The sequence below is a fragment of the Streptomyces sp. NPDC002889 genome, from assembly GCF_042888425.1.
In the GTDB taxonomy this organism is placed as follows: Bacteria; Actinomycetota; Actinomycetes; order Streptomycetales; family Streptomycetaceae; genus Streptomyces.
The window spans coordinates 170,575-193,593 of sequence record NZ_JBIAPT010000006.1 but is presented as its reverse complement, the minus strand read 5'-3'; the positions used below and the strand labels follow the sequence as shown (position 1 = coordinate 193,593).

General features: G+C 71.7%; 14 protein-coding genes, 1 pseudogene and 1 riboswitch. Of the genes and pseudogenes, 13 read left to right on the top strand and 2 right to left on the bottom strand.

The features are described 5' to 3' along the window. The first annotated feature begins 6 nt into the window (after nucleotides 1–6). From ACFYWI_RS11195 to ACFYWI_RS11185, 3 genes are all read left to right on the top strand, one after another. Nucleotides 7–1,377, top strand: a complete 1,371-nt coding sequence (locus tag ACFYWI_RS11195; RefSeq protein ID WP_389228786.1) for an FAD-binding oxidoreductase — start codon at nucleotides 7–9, stop codon at nucleotides 1,375–1,377. A 718-nt stretch (nucleotides 1,378–2,095) separates the two neighbouring features. After that, nucleotides 2,096–2,286: riboswitch (cyclic di-AMP (ydaO/yuaA leader) on the top strand. A 1-nt stretch (nucleotide 2,287) separates the two neighbouring features. Beyond that, nucleotides 2,288–3,160, top strand: coding sequence for a transglycosylase SLT domain-containing protein (locus ACFYWI_RS11190; protein ID WP_389228783.1), 873 nt, complete (start codon nucleotides 2,288–2,290; stop codon nucleotides 3,158–3,160). 177 nt (nucleotides 3,161–3,337) lie between these two features. Then, nucleotides 3,338–5,371, top strand: coding sequence for a SpoIIE family protein phosphatase (locus tag ACFYWI_RS11185; protein WP_389228780.1), 2,034 nt, complete (start codon nucleotides 3,338–3,340; stop codon nucleotides 5,369–5,371). A gap of 113 nt (nucleotides 5,372–5,484) precedes the next feature. Here the strand turns inward: ACFYWI_RS11185 and ACFYWI_RS11180 are convergent, their stop codons facing one another. Then, nucleotides 5,485–6,453, bottom strand: coding sequence for a LuxR C-terminal-related transcriptional regulator (locus tag ACFYWI_RS11180; protein WP_389228777.1), 969 nt, complete (start codon nucleotides 6,451–6,453; stop codon nucleotides 5,485–5,487). A gap of 255 nt (nucleotides 6,454–6,708) precedes the next feature. Here ACFYWI_RS11180 and ACFYWI_RS11175 point away from each other — a divergent pair, with 255 nt between their 5' ends. The 10 genes and pseudogenes from ACFYWI_RS11175 to ACFYWI_RS11130 all read left to right on the top strand — a co-directional run. Next, nucleotides 6,709–6,861 carry a hypothetical protein gene (locus tag ACFYWI_RS11175; RefSeq protein WP_389228774.1) on the top strand — a complete coding sequence of 51 codons (153 nt, stop codon included), beginning with the start codon at nucleotides 6,709–6,711 and terminating at the stop codon, nucleotides 6,859–6,861. A gap of 68 nt (nucleotides 6,862–6,929) precedes the next feature. Continuing rightward, entirely contained in the window at nucleotides 6,930–8,204 is a 1,275-nt protein-coding gene (locus tag ACFYWI_RS11170) for an MFS transporter (RefSeq protein WP_389229256.1), read from the top strand. After that, complete coding sequence (locus tag ACFYWI_RS11165; protein WP_389228771.1) at nucleotides 8,149–11,433, top strand: type I polyketide synthase; 3,285 nt, start codon at nucleotides 8,149–8,151, stop codon at nucleotides 11,431–11,433. The genes ACFYWI_RS11170 and ACFYWI_RS11165 overlap by 56 nt, the downstream gene beginning before the upstream one ends. A gap of 329 nt (nucleotides 11,434–11,762) precedes the next feature. Beyond that, nucleotides 11,763–16,097 (top strand): MupA/Atu3671 family FMN-dependent luciferase-like monooxygenase, encoded by a 4,335-nt coding sequence (locus ACFYWI_RS11160; protein ID WP_389228768.1) that lies wholly within the window; start codon nucleotides 11,763–11,765, stop codon nucleotides 16,095–16,097. Continuing rightward, nucleotides 16,094–17,662 carry a condensation domain-containing protein gene (locus ACFYWI_RS11155; RefSeq protein ID WP_389228765.1) on the top strand — a complete coding sequence of 523 codons (1,569 nt, stop codon included), beginning with the start codon at nucleotides 16,094–16,096 and terminating at the stop codon, nucleotides 17,660–17,662. The genes ACFYWI_RS11160 and ACFYWI_RS11155 overlap by 4 nt, the downstream gene beginning before the upstream one ends. Continuing rightward, entirely contained in the window at nucleotides 17,659–18,951 is a 1,293-nt protein-coding gene (locus ACFYWI_RS11150) for a M18 family aminopeptidase (protein ID WP_389228762.1), read from the top strand. The genes ACFYWI_RS11155 and ACFYWI_RS11150 overlap by 4 nt, the downstream gene beginning before the upstream one ends. Nucleotides 18,952–19,086: 135 nt before the next feature. Next, complete coding sequence (locus tag ACFYWI_RS11145) at nucleotides 19,087–19,752, top strand: thioesterase II family protein (protein ID WP_389229253.1); 666 nt, start codon at nucleotides 19,087–19,089, stop codon at nucleotides 19,750–19,752. Further along, nucleotides 19,749–20,579 carry an SDR family oxidoreductase gene (locus ACFYWI_RS11140; RefSeq protein ID WP_389228759.1) on the top strand — a complete coding sequence of 277 codons (831 nt, stop codon included), beginning with the start codon at nucleotides 19,749–19,751 and terminating at the stop codon, nucleotides 20,577–20,579. Before ACFYWI_RS11145 ends, ACFYWI_RS11140 begins: the two co-directional genes overlap by 4 nt. Before the next feature lie 100 nt (nucleotides 20,580–20,679). Next, entirely contained in the window at nucleotides 20,680–21,507 is an 828-nt protein-coding gene (locus tag ACFYWI_RS11135) for a hypothetical protein (protein ID WP_389228756.1), read from the top strand. Between the two features lie 5 nt (nucleotides 21,508–21,512). Beyond that, a pseudogene (locus ACFYWI_RS11130) lies at nucleotides 21,513–22,337 on the top strand (non-ribosomal peptide synthetase); the annotation flags it as partial. Nucleotides 22,338–22,350: 13 nt separating this feature from the next. Here the strand turns inward: ACFYWI_RS11130 and ACFYWI_RS11125 are convergent. Beyond that, entirely contained in the window at nucleotides 22,351–22,905 is a 555-nt protein-coding gene (locus tag ACFYWI_RS11125) for a DUF7010 family protein (RefSeq protein WP_389228753.1), read from the bottom strand. Nucleotides 22,906–23,019: the final 114 nt, after the last annotated feature.

The following is a 23,019-nucleotide window of genomic DNA, read 5'->3' as shown; positions in this document are numbered from 1 at the left end:
CCCGTGATGCGCGAACCAGGGCAGGCCGGAGGGATCGAGGGGGCGGTCGTCCAGCGAGGCGACGCCGACTACGAAGCGGTCCGGGCGAGCATGGTGTGGAACGGGCTCAAGCCCGAGCGATTTCCTGAGGTGATCGTCCAGGCCGCCTCGGAGCGAGATGTTCCCGCAGCCATCGGGCTGGCTCGTTCCCGAGGACTCCGCGTCGCGGTCCGGTCCGGGGGGCACAGCTGGTGCGGGTCGTCCCTCCGCTCCGGCGGGATGCTTGTCGACCTCTCCCGGCTCCGGCGGTGCGACATCGATATGGCCTCCGCGACTGTGCAGCCCGCCGTCACCGGCAGCGAACTCGCTTCGGAACTCACGGCGAGCGGTCTGGCTTTCCCCACGGGGCACTGCGGGTCGGTCGCCGTCGGCGGATATCTCCTCAGTGGCGGCCTCGGGTGGAATTCCGGTGCCCTGGGGCCGGCTTGTCGAAGCGTGTACGAGATCGAAGCCGTGACCGCGGACGGTGAAGTGGTCCGGTGCAACGAGGACGAGAACGCGGACCTGCTGTGGGCAGCGCGTGGAGCTGGGCCGGGTTTCTTCGCCGTCGTCACCAGATTTCGGCTTCGCCTGTACGGACTTCCCGGGGCGATCATGTCGACTACGTACGCTTTTCCGCTTGCGGAGGTCCAAGAAGTGTCGAACTGGGCCACCGGGGCGGCGAATGAGCTCGAGCCGAACGTGGAACTTACTCTCGTCCTCTCAATAGCCGCCTCCCATATGACACAGGCGATGCCGCGGCCGAAGGTGATCGTCGTCGCCGCCACCGCTTTCGCGGATTCGAGCGAACAGGCCGTTCAGGCCCTACGGCCGCTGCAGAAATGTCCCATCGCCGATCGCGCCCTTTTCCAGGAGCTGAACGAGCCGACGTCCGCCGAGGCTCTGTACGACTCCGGCGGCCTCTGGCCCGCGGAGCGCCGCTACGCGGTCGACACGCTGTGGTCGGAGGCGGACTTCGGGACGCTGCTGTCCCAGCTCAGTGACGCGGTCGAGCGTGCGCCCTCCGACACGTGCCTTGTCCTCGCACCCGTGTCGCCTGCCTCGCGCGACGAGGATCTGCTGCGCGACATGGCGTTCTCGGTGCTCGGCTCGAGCTACGTCGTCCCCTACGCCATATGGGACGACCCCGCCGAGGATGACATCAGCGTCCGCTGGCTGCGCGAGGCGATGAGCACCGTCGAGCCGCTCGGGACGGGGCACTACATCGCCGAGACGGACCTGACCGCCGGCGCGACCCGCGCCGAGCGGTCGTTCACGACCGGCGACTGGCAGCGGCTGCAGGCCCTGAGAGCGCGGTACGACCCGGATGGCGTCTTCCACTCCTACCTGACGCCCTGACGCCCCGCCTGCGTGGGGCCGGCGCCCGGCCCCGGTTGTGTCCCGACGCCATGCCGTCCGTCGGGGTGCATGGGAAGTCCGCCCGGGTGAGTGGGCGTGCATGCCCTCGAGGCCGTCGCCACCGGGCGGGGCGATCGGCACGGCCGGGGTCGGGCCCCCGGGCGGCACAGGCATGCGGTACCGCGGGGTCGAGAACCGCGCGCCGGGGACAGCCTGCCGCTGAAACCATCGACGGTCACCGGGACGCCTTGGACACGCCCCCGACGGCTGCGCGGATCCCACCGGCCGCGGAGCGCCGCTCCCGGGCACCGTGCGGGGCGTCGCGTGAGTGTCCTGCGTGAACCGCGCGCCTCCCCCTCTCGTAATGTCTGAATTGCCCGACTATGCCCATGCGTGGACAACCCGGGGAAATCCCTTGTATGAGATGAACTGTCCGAATTTCATCATGGAGTCCATATAGTGGCTTGTTGCGCGGCTTGTTCGTTTTCTGGGGCGGTGTCACCGGGTGATCGATTCCTGTCGTTGTCAGTGATATCGGTCACGGACGCACGGAGTGGCCGGTATTGCCCCCCGCCCAGTTCCTGTCTACGGAAAGACAGTTGAGCCGCGCGGTATCGAATGGATCACGGAAATTCCCCGCCCGAAGCATCATGCGGATTGCTCCGTGGAATTCAGGTCTTGTTCCGCCTCTGCAATCTCGCTTACGGTCACCCTCAATCCGGGTGGACCGCCGAATCCTGCCGCCGTCCGGAAACCGCACCCACTCACGCACGGCAGGAGCGGGGAACCCAGGTAAGCCGCCGATCCGGATTAAGGAACGGCTCGGGGTGAAGTCGCGATGCATATTGCGGCCGGGCATCTCCAGCCCGAACCCGACAGCTCACCTCGCAGGCGAAGGAGAGGAATTGTCATGCCTGCAAAGGGTAAGCACCGCCGTCCCAAGTCCGGTCCGCTCTCCCGGGGTTTCGTCGCGGCGGGTACCGGAGGTGCCGCGCTCGCCCTCCCGATGCTGGGAGCGACCGCTGCCGGCGCGGCGCAGCCGACGACGGCCGTCACCGTCGAAAAGGCTGCAGCGCCGACCGTTGTCGTCGCCACGCAGGTAGCCGCGCAGAAGATCAGGCCGATCACTTACTCCGTGGTCACCGGGGATTCTCTTTACAAGATCGCAGGCGATCATTCCCTGAGCGGCGGCTGGAAGAAGCTGTACAAGGACAACCGGAAGGCCGTCGGCGACAATCCCTCGCTGATTCATCCCGGTCTCAAGCTGACGGTCGGAGCGAAGGCCAAGGCCGAGGCACCGGCCAAGCCCGCCACGGACCGCCCGTCCTCGGCGGCTCCTTCCAAGGCGTCCCCCAAGGCGCCTTCCTCCTCGGAGCGAGCCGAACGGGCAGGCCGCTCCGAGCGGAAGAGCGCACCGTCCGCCGAGAGTGGTGCCGCCGCCCCGCAGTCCGCGCCGACGTACTCCAACGACCTCGACGGCTGGATCAAGGAATCGCTGGACATCATGGCCCGGCACGGGATTCCCGGCACCTACGAGGGCATCCACCGGAACGTCATGCGCGAGTCCTCGGGCAATCCGCTGGCGATCAACAACTGGGACTCCAACGCAGCGGCCGGAACGCCGTCCAAGGGCCTCCTGCAGGTCATCGATCCGACCTTCCGCGCCTATCATGTCCCCGGTACGTCGATGGACAGCTTCGACCCGGTCGCCAACATCACGGCCGCGTGCAACTACGCCGCCGCCCGTTACGGCTCGATCGACAATGTGAACGGGCCCTACTGATCTGTGACTCCGGGCCGGGACGCGGCCGGAGAGGGCCGGCGATCGTCCGGCCGGCCGACCAGCATGCATGCCCGGGGCTCGGGGGACCCCGGGCATCGCGGTTTCCTGCCACAGTCCTCACCCGTACGGGTGGGGCAGGGTGCGCGACCAGGCGCTCTGCCGGTCAATGGAAGGGCGATGGAGCCTGACTATGCCGCAGCTTTGCTGCACGCCCTGTTCACACAGCCGCCGATCGGTCTGCACGTGCTGGACCCGGAGCTGCGGATCCTGCGGTTCAACGTCGGTGCGCCGGGTGCCCGGGGCATCGACCAGCGGGACGTGGTGGGCCGCTCCTGGCAGGAGCTGGGACTGGTCGCGGACGATGTTATTCGCATGCTCCACGGCGTACTGGAGACCGGGGAGCCGGTCAATGACTTCCGGCACCGTGGCCGCCTGCCCGGCGCCGACGAGGACCGGGTGTGGTCGGTCTCGGCATTCCGCCTGCAGGACGACGACGGCCGTGTCCTGGGAGTCGCCGCCACGGTGGTCGACATCACGGAGCGGGATCGTGCGCAGCGGCGTCTGGAGCTGCTGTACCGGGCGGGTGAGCGGATCGGCACCACCCTCGATGTGTTCCGTACGGCTCAGGAACTCGCCGACGCCGCCGTGCCCGAGCTGGCCGATGCGGCGGCTGTCGAGATCCTCGACCCCGTGCTGCACGGCGAGGCTCCCGCGCCCGGGCCACAGCTCGGGCAGGTCACGGTGCGCCGGGCAGGGTTCCGGGCGGCCGAGGGGGTCTCCGTCCGGGTCGCCCACGAGATCGGGGACGTCAGAGTGATGCGGTTCGGCACCCCGTACTCCCAGGCCATGAGCGATCTGCGGCCTCGTCTCGTACGCGCGCTGCGCGCCGACGACGCGTGGCTGCTCCGGGACCCGGCCCAAGCGGAGCTGGTGCGGGAGACGGGCACGCACTCACTCATCACGGTCCCGCTCGCGGCCCGCGGGGTGGTGCTCGGGATCGCGGCCTTCTACCGTACGAGAGGCTCGCCGCCCTTCGACGACGCCGACCTCGGCCTCGCCGTGGACCTGGTGACCAGGGCCGCGGTGTGCGTCGACAACGCGCGTCACTACTCACGCGAGCACACCCTCGCCCGTCTCACCCAGCGCGCACTCGTTCCGGCCCGTCTGCCCGTACACACGGCCGTGGAGACCGCGTACACGTATCTGCCGGTGGCCTCCGGTGGCGCCTGGTACGACGTCATTCCGGTGTCCGGTGCGCGGGTGGCACTCGTGGCAGGCGATGTGTCCGGGCACGGCATGCGCTCCGTGACCACGATGGGACGGCTGCGTACGGCGGTCAGTGCCTTCGCCGCCATGGATCTTCAGCCCGACGAGCTCCTCGAACGCCTCCACGACCTCACCTCGCAACTCGCGAGCGAGTACCTGCCCGGGCAGGGCCCCGGCGAGCCGCGGCTGACGGCCACCTGTCTCTATATGGTCTACGACCCCGTCACCCGCAGCTGTGCGCTGGCCCGGGCAGGCCACCCTCCACCGATCCTCTCCCTTCCCGACGGCGCGGTGGGGACCATCGACGTCGAGGAGGGGACGAGCCTTGGCCGGGGTGTTGCCTCGTACACGACGACCTGGGTGGACCTGCCCGAGGGCAGCATCCTCAGCCTTCAGAACATGGGACTGCTCCAAGGCGCCGCGGAAAGCCGGCTGCCCCTGTACCGAGAAGCTCTCACGGAGCCCCCCCACGGCACCCTGCAGGACATGTGCGACACCCTGGTCTCCTCCCTGCTCCCGGAGCCCCCTGACGACGACGCCCTGCTGCTCCTTGCCCGCACGCGCGCACTCGGCCCGGACCAGGTGGCGTCCGTGACGCTGCCCGACAGCGCGGAAAGCGCCGCCGCGGCCCGCCGGTTCGTCAGTCACCGGCTGGCGGACTGGGGGCGTGAGGATCTCGCGTTCGGCACCGAACTCATCGCCAGCGAACTGGTGACCAACGCCCTGCGCTACTCCACCGGCCCGGTCGAACTCCGGTTGATCCGTGGCAACGCCCTGATCTGCGAGGTCTCCGACTCCAGCAGCGCCGCCCCCCATCTGCGGTATGCCGAGGACGACGACGAAGGCGGCCGCGGCCTGTACCTGGTCGCGCAGTTCACCCGGAGCTGGGGCACCCGACGGACCGGGAAGGGCAAGACCATCTGGACAGAGCAGACTCTTGCCTGACGCCGGGACCACGCGGTCGTTCTCCGTCCCCGCCCGCCCGACCGTGGTCCGTTTCTTGTGCCCCCTGAGACGGCCCGCCGGCCGGCCCGGCTTCCGATCGCCGTGGCCCTCTGCTACGCGGGGACGGTCCCGGCCCCGCCGGGCAGGCCGCTCGCGGACGTCGCGGTGCCGGAGGGGTCCGCAACCATGGTCGCGCCACCGGCGCCGCCGGTCGGTTCGGCCGGCTCGAGCAGTCCGGAAGTGGCCAGGAGATATCCGAGTTGGGCCCGGCTGCTGCTGCCGAGCCGCTGGGACACCTTGCGCAGGTGCTCGGCCACACTGCGCCTGCTCATCCCCAGCCGGCGGGCGATGGTGTCGTCCGTCTCGCCGGAGACCACGGCCTGCAGGATGGCCCGCTGGACGTCGGAGGTGACGGTGGGCGAGCGTACCGACGCGCTGTCCGGGTGCACCGGTATGGAGCGGGCCCAGGCGTTGTCGAAGAACTGGGACAGCAAGCGGACCAGCGCCGGGTGCCGGATCTGCAGTGCCGCGATGCCGCGTTCCTCGGACACCGGAATGAAGGCGATCTTCCGGTCGCAGATGATCATCCGCTCGAAGACCTCGGTCAGCGTCCGTACCTCGGCGCCCGCATCGGTGATCTGCTCGATGTAGGACATCGTCGCCTGGTGGGAGCGCACGGTGTGCTGATAGATGGTCTGCTGGCTCACGCCGCGCGAGAGCAGCCGCAGATCCCTCTCCAGAGCCTCGCCGAGCACTCTGGGCGGGCGTCCGCCGCCCGGCTGCGCGGTCAGCAGTTCGTTCCGGCAGTCGTTCACGGCCGCTTCAAGGGCCTTGCTGATCAGGTCCCCTCCGGTGAGGAGGGTGAGTGGCGGCTGCTCATGCCGCCGGGTCTCGGTGTAGATCTCCGAGAAGGCCGCGAACACCGCCTTGGTGGCGTGCAGTTCTTTCTGCCGGCCGGCTATCGCGTCCTCCAGTGGACCGAGTACCGCGAAAGCAGCCGCCTCGGGCGGGACCGCGGTGGCCAGTTCCGGCGAACCAGGGCAATCGGTGACCAGTTTCAGTCTCCGTAGGCAATCCGGCACCTCGGTCCGAGGAAGGGTCCCTCTGGAAAGAGCTGACCGATAGCGGTGAAGCGCGGTGGCGCATGGCCCGCCCAGATGCGAACTGTCGCAATTGCACGTCATGTTGGTGGAATGCTCGTGGTTCACAAGTGTGCAGATTACATTTGTGCGTTTGCCCCGCGCTGGGTCGCGCCGGACCTCTCGGCAAGCATGACGTGAAAGTGCTGGGCCGTGCACGAGGTGAAGACCGCACCCGGTGCGTCGAAAGGAGGAAGCATGCGTCACCTGATCCATGTCACAGTCCCCGTCGCCGTGGACGGTGTCGCTGTGCGCGGCTACGGCTCCTTCGACGGCGGCTCGGCCGGTGACGTTCGTGCCGACTCGGCCCGGGGCAGCCGCGTTCCGGCCGAAACCGAATCCCGGTCGTGACGCAGCTATGGCGCTACCGCATGCTGATCTGCGGGTACGCGGTCTCCTCGTACGGGACTTTCCTGAACATGGTGGCGCTGAACCTGTTCGTCTACACGACAACGGGCAGCGCGCTGGCCATGGGCCTGTTCATGGCGGTCCGGCTGGCCGCCGGTTTCGTGGCCGGCCTGGTGGCGGGTTCGCTGCTGGCCCGGGTCGCGGTGAAGCCCCTCATGTTCTGGGCCAATGTCGCCCAGGCGGCGACCATGTTCCTCCTGGTGCTGGCGCCGGAAGGGCTCGGCACGGCCGTCCTGTTCGTCGTCTCGGCCGTGGTGGGCGCCTTCAGCACCCTGTTCATGGTCGCGCTGCGCAGCTCCATCCCCGACATGGTCGGGGCGGACCGGCGCAGCTGGGCCAACTCGCTGATGGTCGGCGGGCGTTCACTGGCCATGGTGGCCGGTTTCGCCTCGGCCGGTGTCGTGGTGCCGCTGCTCGGCTTCACCGCCGCCTTTCTGACGGACGCGGCCAGTTTCCTGCTCTGCGCCGTGACGGTGCTGTGGCTGCCCGCGACGACGGCCCACAGGGCGGACCCGGCGGGGATCGGGACCGTACCGACACAGGACCCGAAGGAGACGCCGGATCGGCACGTGACGCCGGACCAAGAGGACGCGACATCGGGCGGGCGCCGGCTGCCGGTAGCGCTGACGGCTCTGGCGGCGGCGCCGCTGCTCCCCCTGATGGTCGGCCTGCGCGGCGCCGACGCACTCGGATCCTCGTCGCACAACGCGGCCCTGCCGGTGTACTCCAGCGCCCTCGACCCCGACGACCCCGCGGCGTTCGTCAGCCGGTTCTGGCTCTTCTGGGCGGCCGGAAACGTCCTGGCGCAACAGGTGATCCAGCGGTACGTCAAACGGACCGGGCGATCCGTCGGTGCGCTCGGCTTCGGCCTGGGCACCGTGGCGATGTCCTCGGCCTTCATCCTCGGCTTCGCCGGATTCCCGATGGCCGCCACCATCGTGATCGCCGTGGCCGCGGGGGCTGCCGACGGGCTCACCGAGGTCTCCTACACCTCACATCTGCAGACCCTGCCGGAGACTTTGCGCGGGCATGCGTTCGGCATCTCGGCCACCGTCGAGAACCTCGGCTTCGGTGTCGGCATGATCCTCGTTGCCGCCGCCCTGACCGCCGCATCGCCGTTCGCCGTCGTCGCCTGGTCGCACGGCGTCGCCATCGCCGTCGCAGTCGTGTTCCTCCTCGGGTTGCTGAGCCGGAGAAACACGCGGACGGAACAGGACCGGAAGGAAGCTCATGCCGGACAACCGCGTGGCTGTCATCGGGATGGCGCTGAGGTTCCCGGGGGCTGACACACCCGAGCAGTACTGGGCGGACATCAGGGCGGGCGTCTCGCACGTACGCCGCTTCACCGAGGCGGAGCTGGCCGCGTCGGGTCTCGCGCCCGAGGTCCGCCAGGCCCCGGACTTCGTCGGGGCCTCCGCCAGGCTGCCCGGCATCGACCGCTTCGACGCCACGTTCTTCGGAATGAGCCGCCGCGAGGCCACGCTCACCGACCCGCAGCAGCGAATCTTCCTGGAATGCGTCCACCATGCCCTGGAGGACGCCGGATACGCACAGCCCCACCCCACGGTCCGGATCGGCGTTCACGCCAGCACCGGCTACCGCCTCTACTCCCTGCACAGCTATCTGGCCGCGCAGCTCCCGGCCGAGAGCGCCACGGACGACTGGACGGCGGGCAAGCAGATACAGGTGGGCAACTACCCCGACTTCACCGCCAGCCGCACCGCGTTCAGGCTCGGTCTCACCGGCCCCGCCGTCAACGTGGCAACGGCCTGCTCCAGTGCGCTGGTCTCCGTGCACCTCGCCTGCCAGGCACTGCGCTACGGGGACGCGGACCTGATGGTGGTCGGCTCCTCGGCGCTGCATCTGCCGCAGGTGACCGGGCACCGCCACGTCAAGGGATCGACGATCTCCAGGACCGGAGCGGTACGGGCCTTCGACGCGGCGGCCGACGGCACCGTCGGGGGCAACGGCGTGGCGGCCGTCGTGCTCAAGCCACTGGAGCGCGCACGCGCCGACGGCGACACCGTGCACGCGGTGATTCTCGGCTCGGCGGTCACCAACGACGGTGCGGACAAACAGGGGTTCGCGGCGCCGGGCACGGTGGGACAGCGCGACGCGCTGCTCGGCGCCCTGCGCGCCGCGGGCGTGCCCGCGGACTCGATCGCCTATCTGGAGGCGCACGGCACCGGGACGCTGAAGGGGGATCCGATCGAGTTCTCCGCGCTCACCGAGGCCTTCCGGCGTTCCACGGCCCGGACCGGGTTCTGCGCCATCGGCTCCACCAAGCCGGCGATAGGCCATCTCGACAGCTGCGCGGGTCTGGCCGGACTCATCAAGACGATCCTGGTACTGCGCCACGGCGAGATACCACCCCTGGTCAATCTGTCCCGGCCCAATCCGGCGCTCGGCGTCGACGACAGTCCCTTTGTCCTGCCCACCAGGCTCGGCCCCTGGCCCGCGGGCATGACCGGCCCGCGAAGGGCAGGGGTGCACTCCATCGGGATGGGCGGCACCAACGCCCATGTCATTCTCGAGGAGGCACCGGCCCCCGCCCCACGCGGCACGGCGCCTGCCCGGCCCGTCCCCGCGCTGCTCCCGCTGTCCGCGCGGAGCCCGAAGGCCCTGGCCGAGTACGCCCGTTCGCTCCGCGACCATCTTCTCCGTCACCCCGGGACGGAACCCGCCGATCTGCTGCTCACCACCGCGCTGGGACGGCGCCGGCTGAGTCACCGGCTCGTGGTCACCGCAGCGCCCGCCGACCTGGCCGCCGCCCTCGGGACGTACCTGGAGGCCGCACAGCAGGAGGCCGGTACCCGCCGGGAGACCGTCGAGCCCCCCGGTGCCGCGCAAGGAGGGGCCGACCCCGCGCCGTGGGGCTCCGCGTACACCGTCGGCATCGTGCCGCAGGACACCGACGCGGGCCCGCGAACCGCGTTCCTCTTCAGCGGGCAGGGCAGCGGCCGTCCAGGGATGGCCGCCGAGATCGCCGCGCGCTTCCCCGTCGTGGCCGAGACCCTGGCCGAGTGTGCCGAGATCCACCACGACGAGACCGGCACCCGCACCTTCCACGACCGGCTGTGGACCGACACCGAACCCGGCTCGTGGGACACGGAGTTCGCCCAGCCCGCGATCTTCGCCCTGCAGGTCGCCCACGTACGACTGTGGCGGGAGCTGGGGGTGAAGCCCTCGACGGTCGCCGGTCACAGCGTCGGCGAGTACGCGGCTCTGTACGCGGCGGGGGCCCTCACCCTGGAGGACGGCCTGCGACTGCTGTGCCGACGCGGCCGGCTCATGCAACGGGACACCGCACCCGGCGGCATGATCGCCGTGTTCGCGCCGGAGGAACGGGTGCGGTCGCTGCTCCGGGACGTCCCCGGACTGGAGATTGCCGTCGTCAACGGCCCCGGCCACCACGTCGTGGCGGGTTCGAGGCAGGCCGTGGCGGCGGCCTGCGGCCGGCTGAGGGAACACGGGCACGCGGCGGAACCCCTCGCCGTCGACCGGGCCTTTCACACCGCCCTGCTCGACCCCGTGCTCGACGAACTGCGCGGCGCCGTCGAGAAGGCCGGCCTCCGGCCCACCCACACGGCGTTCGTCAGTGGACTTGACGGCGCGGTCCGGCCCGCCGGCTGGCTGCCCGACGCCGACTACCTCGTCCGGCAGGCCCGGCGGACGGCAGACTTCCACGCGGTGCTGCGGACGCTCGACCCGGCTTCGGCGGGCGGCGCCGATGTGCTGCTGGAGATCGGCCCGGACGCCCCGCTGAGCGGGATGGCCCGCCGTGTCCTGCCGACCGCGGTGGCCGTGCCGACCCAGCGCCACGGCAAGGCACTCGACACCCTCTGGGCCGCCGTGGCCGGCCTCTGGTGCACGGGCTCCGACATCGACTGGGCCGCGCTCCTCGAGGGCTGCGACGGCCGCCGGATCCCGCTGCCCACCTATCCGTTCCAGCGCCAGTCGTACTGGACGGGCCCACCACTGGACGAGTTCGACCGCACCACGGAGGACGGCATGACCGAACAGGCTTTACCGGACCGGGTCCTTGAACTGACCGCGCGCCACCTCGGCTACGCGCCCACGGAGATCGGGGCCGAGCAGTCGTTCGTCGCACTCGGCGCGGACTCCCTCCAGCTGATCGGCATGCTCCGGCAGCTGGAGCGCGAGTTCGGTGTCGAACTCGCCATGCGAGAGGTGCTGGAGGAAGCGGGCACGCCGGAGCTGACGGCGCGCCTGATCGCTTCCCGTAAGGCGGCACTTCCGGCGGAGCCGGCCGATGGGGCAGGTGACACGGGCGGGGCCGTGCCCTCGGGCGAAGCCCCCGCCACGCGTGTGCAGGTGGACGCGGAGCCCGTACCGCCCGCCGGTGACGCCGCTCCCGGGTACGCCTCACGAGCCGAGGTCGAGGAACTGGCCCGGCAGATACGTCAGTTGGCCGACGTGCAGACGCAGATGCTGGCCCAGCTCTCCGAAGCGGTCGCCCTGCTCACCGACGGCCGTCGTGCGGCGTCCCGATGAGCGGCCCGGACACGTCGGCCCAGGCGACGGCACGGGCGGTGGAGGCGTCCCGACGGCTGGCCGAGCAGCTGGCCGGGGCCCGGCGAACGTGTACCGCTGCGCCGACGGGCGGCACGCGCACTGCCGGGTCGGAACCCGCCTGCGGCCTGGGGCCCGCCGAGCCGGCACGCGCCTCATGGGCCGCCGAACCCGCCGACGCCCCGGGTACTGCCTCGCCCACACCCCCCTGCGATACCGCCGCGCCGGCCCACGGCCCGGGCATCCCCGAGTCGGAATCCGCCTCAAGGGCTGCCGCACCCTTGGGCGGCGCCGTCCCCGGCCTCGCCGTAATGCACGGTCCGCACGTCACGCTCCCCGTCGGTTCCGGCATGGCCGGGGACGGCGCCGGTGCCGCGCACCGGGCCCACACCGAGGATCTCGTACGCCGCTTCACCGAGCGCACCCGCACCTCCAGGGAACTGGTCCAGCGGCACCGCCCGGTGCTCGCCGACAGCCGTGCCGTGGTGGGCTTCCGCCGCGGCACCAAGGAGATGCTGTACCCGCTCGCGGCCCGCTCCGCGTGCGGCGCACGACTCACCGACGTGGACGGCAACGACTACACCGACATCACGATGGGCTTCGGCGCCCTGCTCTTCGGCCATGAACCGGAGTTCGTGACCGAGGCGGTCCGCCGCCACCTCGCCGACGGGCTGCGGCTCGGCCCCCGCTCCACCGAGACGGGCGAGGCCGCGGAGCTGCTGGCCGGTCTGACCGGCCTGGACCGCGTGGCTTTCGCCAACTCCGGCACCGAGGCCAACTCCGCGGCCGTCCGACTGGCCCGCGCCGCCACCGGCCGCGACCGCGTCGTCATGTTCCGCGGCTCGTACCACGGGCATGTCGACTCCGTGCTGGGCCGCCCGGGGCCGGACGGCCGCCAGGCGGTGCCGCTCTCCCGAGGCATCCCGGACAGCGCCGTCGCCGAGCTGATCGTCCTCGAGTACGGCAGTCAGGAGGCTCTGGAGGCCATCGACGCACTCGGTGACGGCATCGCCACCGTGCTCGTCGAACCGGTCCAGTGCCGCAACCCCGGTCTGAGGCCGGTGGAGTTCCTGCGGTCGCTGCGCGAACTCACCACCCGACGCGGCATCGTGCTCCTCTTCGACGAGATGCTCACGGGTCTGCGCCCCCATCCGCGCGGCGCCCAGCACCACTTCGGGGTCGTGCCCGACCTCGCCACCTACGGCAAGGCGCTGGGCAGCGGCTTCCCGATCGGTGCGATCGCCGGGCGCGCCGACATCATGGACGGTGTCGACGGCGGAGTCTGGCAGTACGGAGACGACAGCCGGCCGATGCGCGAGACCACCTTCTTCGGCGGTACGTACATCCAGCACCCGCTGTCGATGGCCGCCGCCAAGGCGGTGCTGACCCACCTCACGGAGCAGGGGCCAGGGCTCCAGGAGCGGCTCAACGCCCGCACCGGCACGCTCGCCGATGAGCTCAACACGTTCTTCGAGGACGAGGAGTTCCCGCTGGAACTCGCCCACTTCGGCTCGATGTTCCGGTTCACCCACCGTGCCGACATGGACCTGCTCTACTACCACCTGCTGCTGCGGGGCATCTATGTGTGGGAGTGGCGCAGCTTCTACCTGTCCACCGCCCACACCGACTCCGACACCGAGCGGATCAGCGACGCCGTCAAGGGCTCGCTGCGCGAGCTGCGACGGGGAGGATTCTTCCCCGCATCCCGCACGCGCCGACCGGCGGCCGTGTCCGAGCCCCGCGAGCGTCCCGCCCCGGACTTCGGTCTCTACTTCTTCGGCGACTACCCGGAGGACACGCCCTCGCCCGGCAGCGGGGCCGCCGGGAAGCGAGGGCCGGTGGACGACAAATACGGCCATCTCATCGAGACGGCGCGGTTCGCCGACACCCGGGGCTTCAGCACAGTGTGGCTGCCCGAGCGCCATTTCCACTCCTTCGGCGGCCTGTTCCCCAACCCGGCCGTCCTGGCGTCCGCGCTCGCCAGGGAGACCAGCCGTATCCGGCTGAACGCCGGGTCGGTGGTCCTGCCGCTGCACGATCCGGTCAGGGTCGCCGAGGAATGGGCGATGGCCGACAACCTCTCCGGCGGCCGGGTCGGCATCGGCTGCGCCACCGGCTGGCACGCGGGCGACTTCGTACTCCATCCGGACCGCTTCGAACGCCGCAAGGAGATCGCCTTCGAGCAGCTCGAGGAGGTACGGCGGCTGTGGCGCGGCGAACCGCTGCGCAGACGAACCGGCGAGGGCCGGGAGACCGACGTACGGATCCGGCCCCGGCCCGTGCAGGACATGCCGCCGATGTACCTCGCCACTTCCGGGCGGCGCGCCTCCTACGCCGAGGCGGCCCGGCGTGACCTCGGCGTCGTCACGAACCTGATGAACCAGAGCGTCGGCGAACTCGCGGAGAACGTCCGGCACTACCGCGAAGTGCGGGCCGAGCACGGACTCGATCCCGACGCCGGCCGGGTCACGGTACTGGTCCACACCTACCTCGCCGAGGACCACGCGGCGGCGCGCGCGGATGCCCTGGAGCCGATGAGCCGCTACCTCCGGTCCTCGTTGCAGATGCGGTCCGCCGCGACGGCGCTCGGCAGCAGCCCGCAGGACATTGCGACGGCGAGCGAGGACGACCTGGACTACCTGTTCCGGCGGGCTTACGACCGCTATTGCGACCAGCGGGCGCTGATCGGCACGCCCGAGAGCTGCTCCGGTCTCGTCGACGCCCTGCGGGCGGCGGGCGTCGACGAGGTCGCTGCCCTGGTCGACTTCGGCATGGCGCCGCAGCAGTTACGGGCGGGACTCGAGCAGCTGGACACGCTGCGCCGGCGCTACCACGACGACGCGACGCGGGAGGCGCCGGGCGGGACGGTGCGTACGGCTGCGGTGTCACCGGCCGCGGCGCAGGCGGCCGGACCGGACGCGCCCGAAGCGGGACGGATGGCCGGAGGGGACGGGCCCTGGGCGCCCGCCGCTGCACAAGGAGCGTCCGACGCGGCAGTCAGGTCCGTCACGGCCGAGTCCTTCACCCCGGGAGGGTCCCGGCGGCCGGAGGCGGATGCGGCAGCCGTCGTGCCCGGGCGGGCCGTTCCCGCCACCGCGGCGCAGCGGCGGCTCTGGCTCGCCTCGCGGCTCATCGGCAACCCCGCCGCGTACAACGAGATCCAGTCCGTGCGGCTGCGCGGCCGGCTCGACACGGCGGCCCTGCGTACCGCGGTCGACGCACTCGTCGCCCGGCATCCCGCGCTGCACACGGTCTTCCGTACGGGCGACGGGGACGAGCCGGTGCTCCAGGTCGTACGTCCCGGCCTGCGCAGCCCGCTGCGGGTGACCGACGCCCGGGGGCAGAGCGCCGACGGGGCGATCGCCGAGGCACAGCGCGAGGAGAGCGAGCGCCCCTACGACCTGGCCGAAGGGCCGCTGATCACACCCCGGTTGATCCGGCTCGCCGACGACGACCACGTGCTTCTCCTCGGGATGCACCACATCGTCACCGACGCGCACTCGGCCGAGACCGTCGCCGGGGACCTGCAGGAGCTGTACCGGGCAGCGGTCCAGCGGCGGACGCCGGTCTTCGAACGCCCGGCGGCCCTGCCCGGCGTGGACCCCGCGCCCGCCGGCTCCGCCGACGATCTGGCCTGGTGGCGCGAGCACATCGGCGAGAAGCCGCCGGTACTGTCGCTGCCCACGGACCGCCCGCGCGAGCGCACCGTCGGGGGCCGTGGCGGGGCGGTGGCCGTCCGGCTGGGGCGGGAGCGCACCGTGCGGCTCCAGGAGTGGAGCGGCAGGCAGGGCGTCACCCTCTTCGCGACGGTGCTCACCGCGTGGCAGATCGTGCTGCGCCGGTGGTCGGGGCAGGACGACTTCGTCGTCGGCACCACTTTCGGCCGCCGCAGCGAACGCACCCGCGGCTGCGTGGGCTTCCATGTCGCCCTGCTGCCGCTACGGGCCCGTTTGAGCGACGACACCGGACCGACCGAGGCCGTACGGGCCACCAGGGACATCCTGCTGGAGGCCGGTGAGCGGCAGTACGTCGACCTGGACGCCCTGCTGGCCGGCGGTCACCCGGATCCGGGCAACCCGCGCCCGCTGATCACCGTGTCGGCGGACCTCGGCACCGAGACACTCACCCGCCTCGAACTGCCCGGGCTGCGGGCCGAACCCGTCGAGGGCGGCACGACGTCGGCCCCGCTGGAACTCGCCCTGATGGCGATCCGCACAGCCGACGGTCTCGCGCTGCGCATCCGGTACGACGCGGATCTGTTCGACGCCGGCACCGTACGCGACTGCCTGGACGAGCTCGAGGGGGTGCTGGCCGCGCTGACCGACGGCAGCGCCGACCGGGTGGGCGACCTTCTGGCGCCGGCCGGCACCCAGGAGCTTCCGCAGCCGCCCGCGATCGCACCGGCCGCGGCCCTGCGCGAGGTCTGGGAGTCGGTGCTGGGGGTGGAGAACATCCCCGAGAGCGCCAACTTCTTCGACCTCGGAGGCAATTCGATCACCGCCATCCGGCTCGTCAACCGGGTGCGCGACACGTTCGACGTCGATTTTCCACTGGCCGACTTCTTCGCCGACGCGACGCTGCGCGCCATGGTCGAGCGACTGGCCGGTGAGCCCGCCGGTACCGCGCGTGTGCAGGGGGAACTGTGACCGGGCGCACCACGGACGTCGACGACCTGCTGCTCAGGCTGGCAGCACAGGACATCCGGCTGAGCGCCGGTCCGGGCGGCGTCCTGCGCTACGACGCGCCGCGCGCCGCCCTCACCGAGCGCCTGATCGAAGAACTACGCCTGAGCAAGCGCGAGTTGCTTGCCCGCCTCGGGGGCGACACGACGGGGCCGTACCGGGTGGTCGACCGGGCCCCGGTCAGCGACCAGCAGGCCCGGCTCATCGACGGTCACCACCGCGTGCCGCACTCCGAGGTGTGGAACATTCCGACGAGGGTCGGTCTCACCGGGGCCCTGGACCCGGACGCGATGCGGGCGGCCCTCGGCGAGTTGATCGAGCGGCACCATGCCCTGCACACCCGCTTCGTACAGGGAGCCGACGGAGCGTGGTGGCAGGAGGTGGTCGCCCCGCCCGTGCTCGAGCTGCCGGTCGAGGACCTCACCGGCCTCCCCGCCGAGGAACGCGCGCCGCACGCCGCGCAGTTGTGCCGGGCGGCTGCGATGCACAGCTTCGACCTCTCCGAGCCGGTCCTGCCCCACCTGAGGCTGATCCGGATCGAGCAGGACGAGTGGGCCCTGATGCTCGTCCTGCACCACATCTGCGCCGACGGCTGGTCGCTCTCGGTCGTCCTGGCGGAGCTCGCCGAGCTCTACACCGCGGCGGCCGCCGGCGCGCCCCATGGCCTCGCTGCCCCCACGGCCCAGGCGACGGACTACGCACGCCTCTCGCATGCCCGGCACGACCCCGGGGCCGAGGCGCGCAGGGCCGCGCACTGCGCCGCCTATCTGGACGGGGTGCCGTCCCGGACCGGCATCCCCACAGACCGCCCGCGGCCGGAGAAGCCGAGCGGCCGCGGAGGTACGGTCCGCGGCTCGATGTCAGCACGACAGCGCGCGGTGGTCGAGAGGTTCGCCGCAGAGCGGCACACGACGCCGTTCGCCGTCGCCGCGTCCGCTCTCGGGGTCTTCCTGGCACGGCTCTCCGGGGAGCGGGACCTGCTGCTCGGCGTGCCGTACGCCAACCGGGAGGGCACGGCGTTCGAGACGCTCGTCGCCATGACCTCCACGGCCATCATGGTCAGGGTCCAGGTCGACCCGGACGAGACCTGCGCGGCCCTCACCGTCCGTACAGGCTCCGGAGCCCTGGACGCCATGGTCCATGTGCTGCCCACCGCGCGCATCATGCAGGCGATGCGGGACGCCGGCGCGCGCGATGTCCCCGACCGGGTACCCCACATCCTGGCCTTCCAGAACTCGGTCGACACGGACATCGAGATTCCCGGTCTCCGCGTCGAGGTGACGGACCTCGCGCCACCGCTCTCGCGCGCCGAGCTGAGCTTCGGACTCGCACCGCACCGCGACCGCGCACAGGGCTACCGGACCTTCCTCGAGTACTCCGCCGACCTGTGGGACCCGGACACGGCCGAACAGCTCCTCGCCTCCTACACCACCCTGCTGGACGCGTTCTGTTCCCGTCCCGACGCCCGGGTCGGATCTCTCTTGCAGCCCCTTGGAAAGCAGACCCCCGGAAAGGCGGACACCGCATGATCCCGAGCCCTCACCGTACGCACGGCGACGACCTGATCTCCTTCGTCCGGGCCAGCCCTTCGCCCTATCACGCCGTGGCCGAGGGGGCCCGGCGCCTGGAGAAGGCCGGGTTCCGCGCGCTGCGCGAGACCGATGACTGGAGCGATGCGACGGGCGGCTGTTACGTCGTCCGCGGCGGTGCGCTGATCGCCTGGTACGCGCTGCCCGACGCGCCTGCGCACGCCCCGTTCCGGATCGTCGGCGCCCACACCGACTCCCCGAACCTGCGGGTCAAGCCGGCACCGGACACCAGCTCGGTGGGCTGGCGGCAGATCGGCGTGGAGGTCTACGGCGGTGTCCCGCTTAACAGCTGGCTCGACCGCGACCTGGGCATCTCGGGCCGCCTCGCCCTGCGCGACGGGACCAGCCGCCTCGTCTGTGTCGACGAGCCTTTGCTGCGCGTGCCGCAGCTGGCGATCCATCTCGACCGGACCGTCAACGAGGGACTCGCCCTCGAGCGGCAGCGGCACACCGCTCCCATCTGGGGGCTGGGGGGCACCGAGCAGGGGGCCCTGCTGAGCCGGGTGGCCGACGAGGCGGACGTGGACTTCTACGAAGTGCTCGGCTGGGACCTGATGCTCCACGACGTGCAGCCGCCCGGGTATCTGGGGGCCAGGCAGGAGTTCCTGGTCTCCGCCCGCCTGGACAACCTCGTCTCGGTCCACGCCGGGGTGACCGCGCTGGCCTGCGCGGCGGACCGGGAGCCTGCCCGGATCCCCGTTCTCGCCGCCTTCGACCACGAGGAGGTGGGCAGCGGTTCGGAGAGCGGGGCGCAGAGCGCTCTGCTGGAGCGGATCCTGCGGCGTTCGGTCGCCGCCCGGGGCGGCTCGCGGGAGGACTGGCACCGGGCCGTGGGGGGCACCTTCGCGCTCTCCGCCGACATGACGCACGCGGTCCACCCGAACTATCCGGAGCGCCATGACCCGGACCACCGGCCACTGCCCAACGGCGGGCCGGTGGTGAAGGTGAACGTCAACCAGCGCTACGCCACCGACGGCAGGGGCCTCGCCGCCTTCGCCGCCGCCTGCGAGCAGGCAGGCACGCCCTGGCAGTCGTTCGTCTCCAACAACGCTATTCCCTGCGGCACTTCCATCGGTCCCCTGATGGCCACCCGGATGGGCATCTCCACCATCGATGTGGGGGTGCCCGGTCTGTCGATGCACTCCACGCGCGAGCTGTGCGGCACGGAGGACCCCTGGCTGCTGGCCCGCACACTCACCGAATTCATCACGGCCGACCCGGCGGTCTGACGGAGGGCCGGCCCCGACGCAGTCGCCGGCGAGATCACTGCCGCCTTCCCGCCCCCGGACAACGGAGAGACCCCACCTGTGGACGAGACCATCCTGATCTGCCTGCCCTTCGCGGGCGCCGGAGCGTCGTTCTTCATGCCCTGGCAGGCCCAGGCACCCGACGGCATCCGCGTGCTGCCGGTGCAGCTGCCGGGCCGCGAGGAACGCTTCACCGAGCCTCCGCACACCGACGCGGCCACGGCCGTCGACGAGGTGTACGCCCGGTTGGCGGGCAAGCTCCGCGACGGGGCCCCGGTCGCCGTCTTCGGCCACAGCATGGGTGCGGTGCTCGGCTACGAACTCGCCCGCCGGCTGGAGGCAGACCCCCGAGTGCGCTTCGAGCGGCTCGTCGTCAGCGGAGCCCCCGGCCCCTGGACCCGCCGCACCGAGCAGGCGCACACTCTGGCCGACGACGACTTCATGGCCCGGGTCCGCACGTTCGCCGGATACACGCATCCGGCGCTGGACGATCCGGAGATGCGCGAACTGCTGTTGCCCGTGCTGCGTGCGGACGTCCACATGCACGAGACGTATCTGCCGTCCTCGGCCCGGCCGCTCTCCGTGCCGGTGACCTCCGTCCGGGGCCGCGTCGACCAGCTCGTCAGCGCCGTCGAGGCCGCACAGTGGTCGCGCGCGACCACGGGCAAGCTGACGACGCCGGAAGTCGCCGGCGGGCACATGTACCTCACCGGGAGCGCGGACCGGCTGCTGGAGCTGATCGCGGCGGAACTGGGCACCACCGGGGAAGCGGTGCGGCGGTGACCGGGCGACTGTCCGGCAAGGCGGCCCTGATCACCGGAGCGGCCCGCGGTCTTGGGCGTGCCTGCGCCGTCGCCTTTGCCCGTGAAGGAGCGGACCTGATGCTCCTCGACGTGGCGGGCGACCTGCCCGGTGTGCCCTATCCGCTGGGTTCGGCGAGCCAGCTCGCGTACACCGCCGAAGTCTGCCGGGACCAGGGCGTGGCGGTGCACACCCGCCAGGTCGACGTGCGCGACCTGGCGCAGGTGGAGGCGGCGACGGCCGACATGGTGGCCCGCTACGGAAGGGTCGACGTGCTGGTCAACAACGCCGGGATCGCGGCCCCTTCGGGGAAGGCGGCGCATGAGATCGACGAGCACGAATGGCAGCTGATGATCGATGTGGATCTCTCCGGCGCCTGGCGCACCATCCGGGCGGCCGGCGGCCGGATGACCGCACAGGGATCCGGCAGCATCATCAATGTCGCGTCCACCGCGGGGCTCGTCGGCTACCGCCACTTCGCCGGCTATGTCGCCGCCAAGCACGGGCTGATCGGCCTGACGAAGGCCGTCGCGCTCGACTACGCGCCGCGCAAGGTGCGGGTGAACGCCCTGTGCCCCGGTTCGGTCCGCGACGACCCGCAGGTGGAGGGGCGGATGCTCGCGGAGATCGCCAGGTCCCTGGAGGTACCGGTCGCCGAGTACGAGGAGACCTTCGTGCAGGCCCAGCCGATGAACGCCCTCATCGATCCCGGGGACATCGCCGCCGCGGCCGTCTTCCTCGCCTCGGACGAGTCCCGGCAGGTGACCGGCAGCGTTCTGAGCGTCGACGGCGGCTTCACTGCCCGCTGACCCTGGAGAGCCATCGGTGTCATCTTCCGCCGCCCCGTGAGCCCTTGCCCGGCTTCTTCCGGCAGGTACCCCGCCGGCCGCCCACTGCCATGCGCTGACGGTGCGGCTGGCGGCCGACGCCGACGCCGACGGACTCGGCCGTACGCTTCGCTCCGCGTTCCGCCGGTGGTGGCCCGACCACGCAGTGGGGCACACCACCCTGTGGAGCGAGCCGGTGCCCGCCGCCGCCGACAGCGAGCTCGCCGGCCGTCGGCTGCGGGCCGAGACACATCGCCGAGTGGGCGCACCGGGCCCGGTGTTCCGGGCCGTTCTGCTGCGTTACGCCGACGGGCCCGCCGATCTGGTCCTGGTCGCCCACCGCGCCGCTCTGGACGGCCCCTCGCTGCGTCTGATCGCCGACGTGGTGCTCGGCCGGCTCGACGCCTGGCAGGTCACGGTGGCCCCGGCCGTCGTGGGAGGCTCCGCCGGCGGCCCGGTGGCCGCCGGCCGCGGGCCCCGGATCGAATGGGCGACCGGTGACCCGCGCGCCGGGGAGCGCACCGGGGTGGTGAGCGTGCCCCTGCCGCCCGAGGCGTCGCCGGCCCTTCTCGTCGCTGCCGCGGCCGTCGTCCTCGGACGCCACGAGAGCCGGGAGACCCCGCGGATCGGCGTGGTGACCAGTCCGCCCGGCCGCCCGCATCGCGTGCTCGGCGCGCTGGACGAGGTGTGGGTCCATACGGCCGACCTCGGTCAGGCGCGCACTCTGCGAAGGATCTTCCGGCCGCCGTGTGCAGTCGGCCGACGAGTCCGGGTCAGGAGGACCGGGGTGCGGACGGGGCGAAGGCGTGCGACGGGGACGGCCTCGCCGTCGGCGTGCTCCCGTCGGTCCTTCGTCCCGATACCGAGGCGATGCGTGAACTGCGCTGTCAGGAAGCCCCGTTCCCGCTGACGCTGGCGCTGCCCGGCTGGTATCTGTACGTGCTCGACGGGCGGGGCCGTCCGGTGCCGGCGGGCGTGGCGGGCGAGGTCTGCGTCGGCGGCGCGGGCGTGGCCCTGGAGTACCTGGGCCGTCCGGAGCTGACCGCCGAGCGGTTCGTCCCCGATCCGTACCGCGGGGGCCGGATGTACCGCAGCGGCGACCTCGGCAGACTCCTGCCCGACGGCTCGCTGGAGCACCTGGGACGGCTGGACAACCAGGTCAAGGTGCGTGGCTTCCGTATCGAGCTCGACGAGATCCGCACCGTACTGCTGGACGATCCGGTGGTCTCGGCGGCCGCGGTGGTACTCGGCGGCGATCCGCGCGGGGACGCGGCAGGAGTCCGTATCGACGCCTACGCGGTGCTCGACGGAGCGGACACCGAGGCGGTACGGCGGCGGGCGGCGAGGCTGCTGCCCGACTACATGGTGCCCACCACGCTGACCGCCCTCACCGGGCTGCCGCTCACCGCGAACGGAAAGCTCGATCCGAAGGGACTGCCCGAGCCCGCACAGCCGGCCGTCCCGCCTGCCGGGACCCGGGCTCTCCCCGCGCCTGGACGGGAAGCGGCCGGCGCGGACCCGCTGAGCGCCGCCCTGCTCGAGGTCTGGGAAGCCGTGCTCGGGGTTCCCGTGGGGCCGGACGACAACTTCTTCGATCTGGGTGGCAATTCCCTCTACGCGGTGCGCATCGCCGCGGCCCTGCGCGAGCGCGGACTTCCGGCGCTCTCCCTGCGCCGGCTGTATCTGACGCCGACGGTGCGGGCCCTGAGCGCTCGTCCGCGGCCGGATGGCCAAGGGTGAGCCGAGGGCGGCCTCAGCCGCGCACGGCGACGTGGAACGAGGACGCCCACAGAACGACTGCGGCTCCGGCACCGACCACGACCCGCGCGGTCTCCCCGGTCGTGCCGGCCGTCGCGACGACGAAGCCCACGACCGCGACGGCCGTCAGAAAAATGGCCGTCCACGTGTACTGCCGCTGGTCGAAGAGGCGGGCCAGCGGAAAGAAGTGCAGCCCCACGACCAGACAGATGCCGGGCGGGATCAGATCGGGGTGGGCGGACGCGTTGGAGGCGGCGATCACCGCGAGGATCGCCACCACTTCGGCGGCGTTCACCAGGCCGACCCCGCGGTTCCACTTCGCGGGCAGCCGCACCACCCGCGTGATCGGCCGGGTGGCGCCGCGGAAGGCCAGGGCCACGGCCGCGACGGTCAGCGCGGCGGCCACCACTGCGACGGTGACCGAGACAGCCATCGCGGGGATTCCGGAACCGGCGGCGAAGGCCCACACCAGGGCAAAGACCGCGAGGACCGTGGCCCCGCGCCGGCGCAGATTCCGGGTGAGGGTCAGGCACTCCGTGTCCGTGGTCATGGCCGGAGCGTACTGCCCACTGCGTCCGGCTGCTTCCGATCAACTGCCCGCACGCGGTGCCGACCTCGCTGCAAGGCCGCCACCGCGTGTCCGGCGCGAGTGCCGACCGTCCGG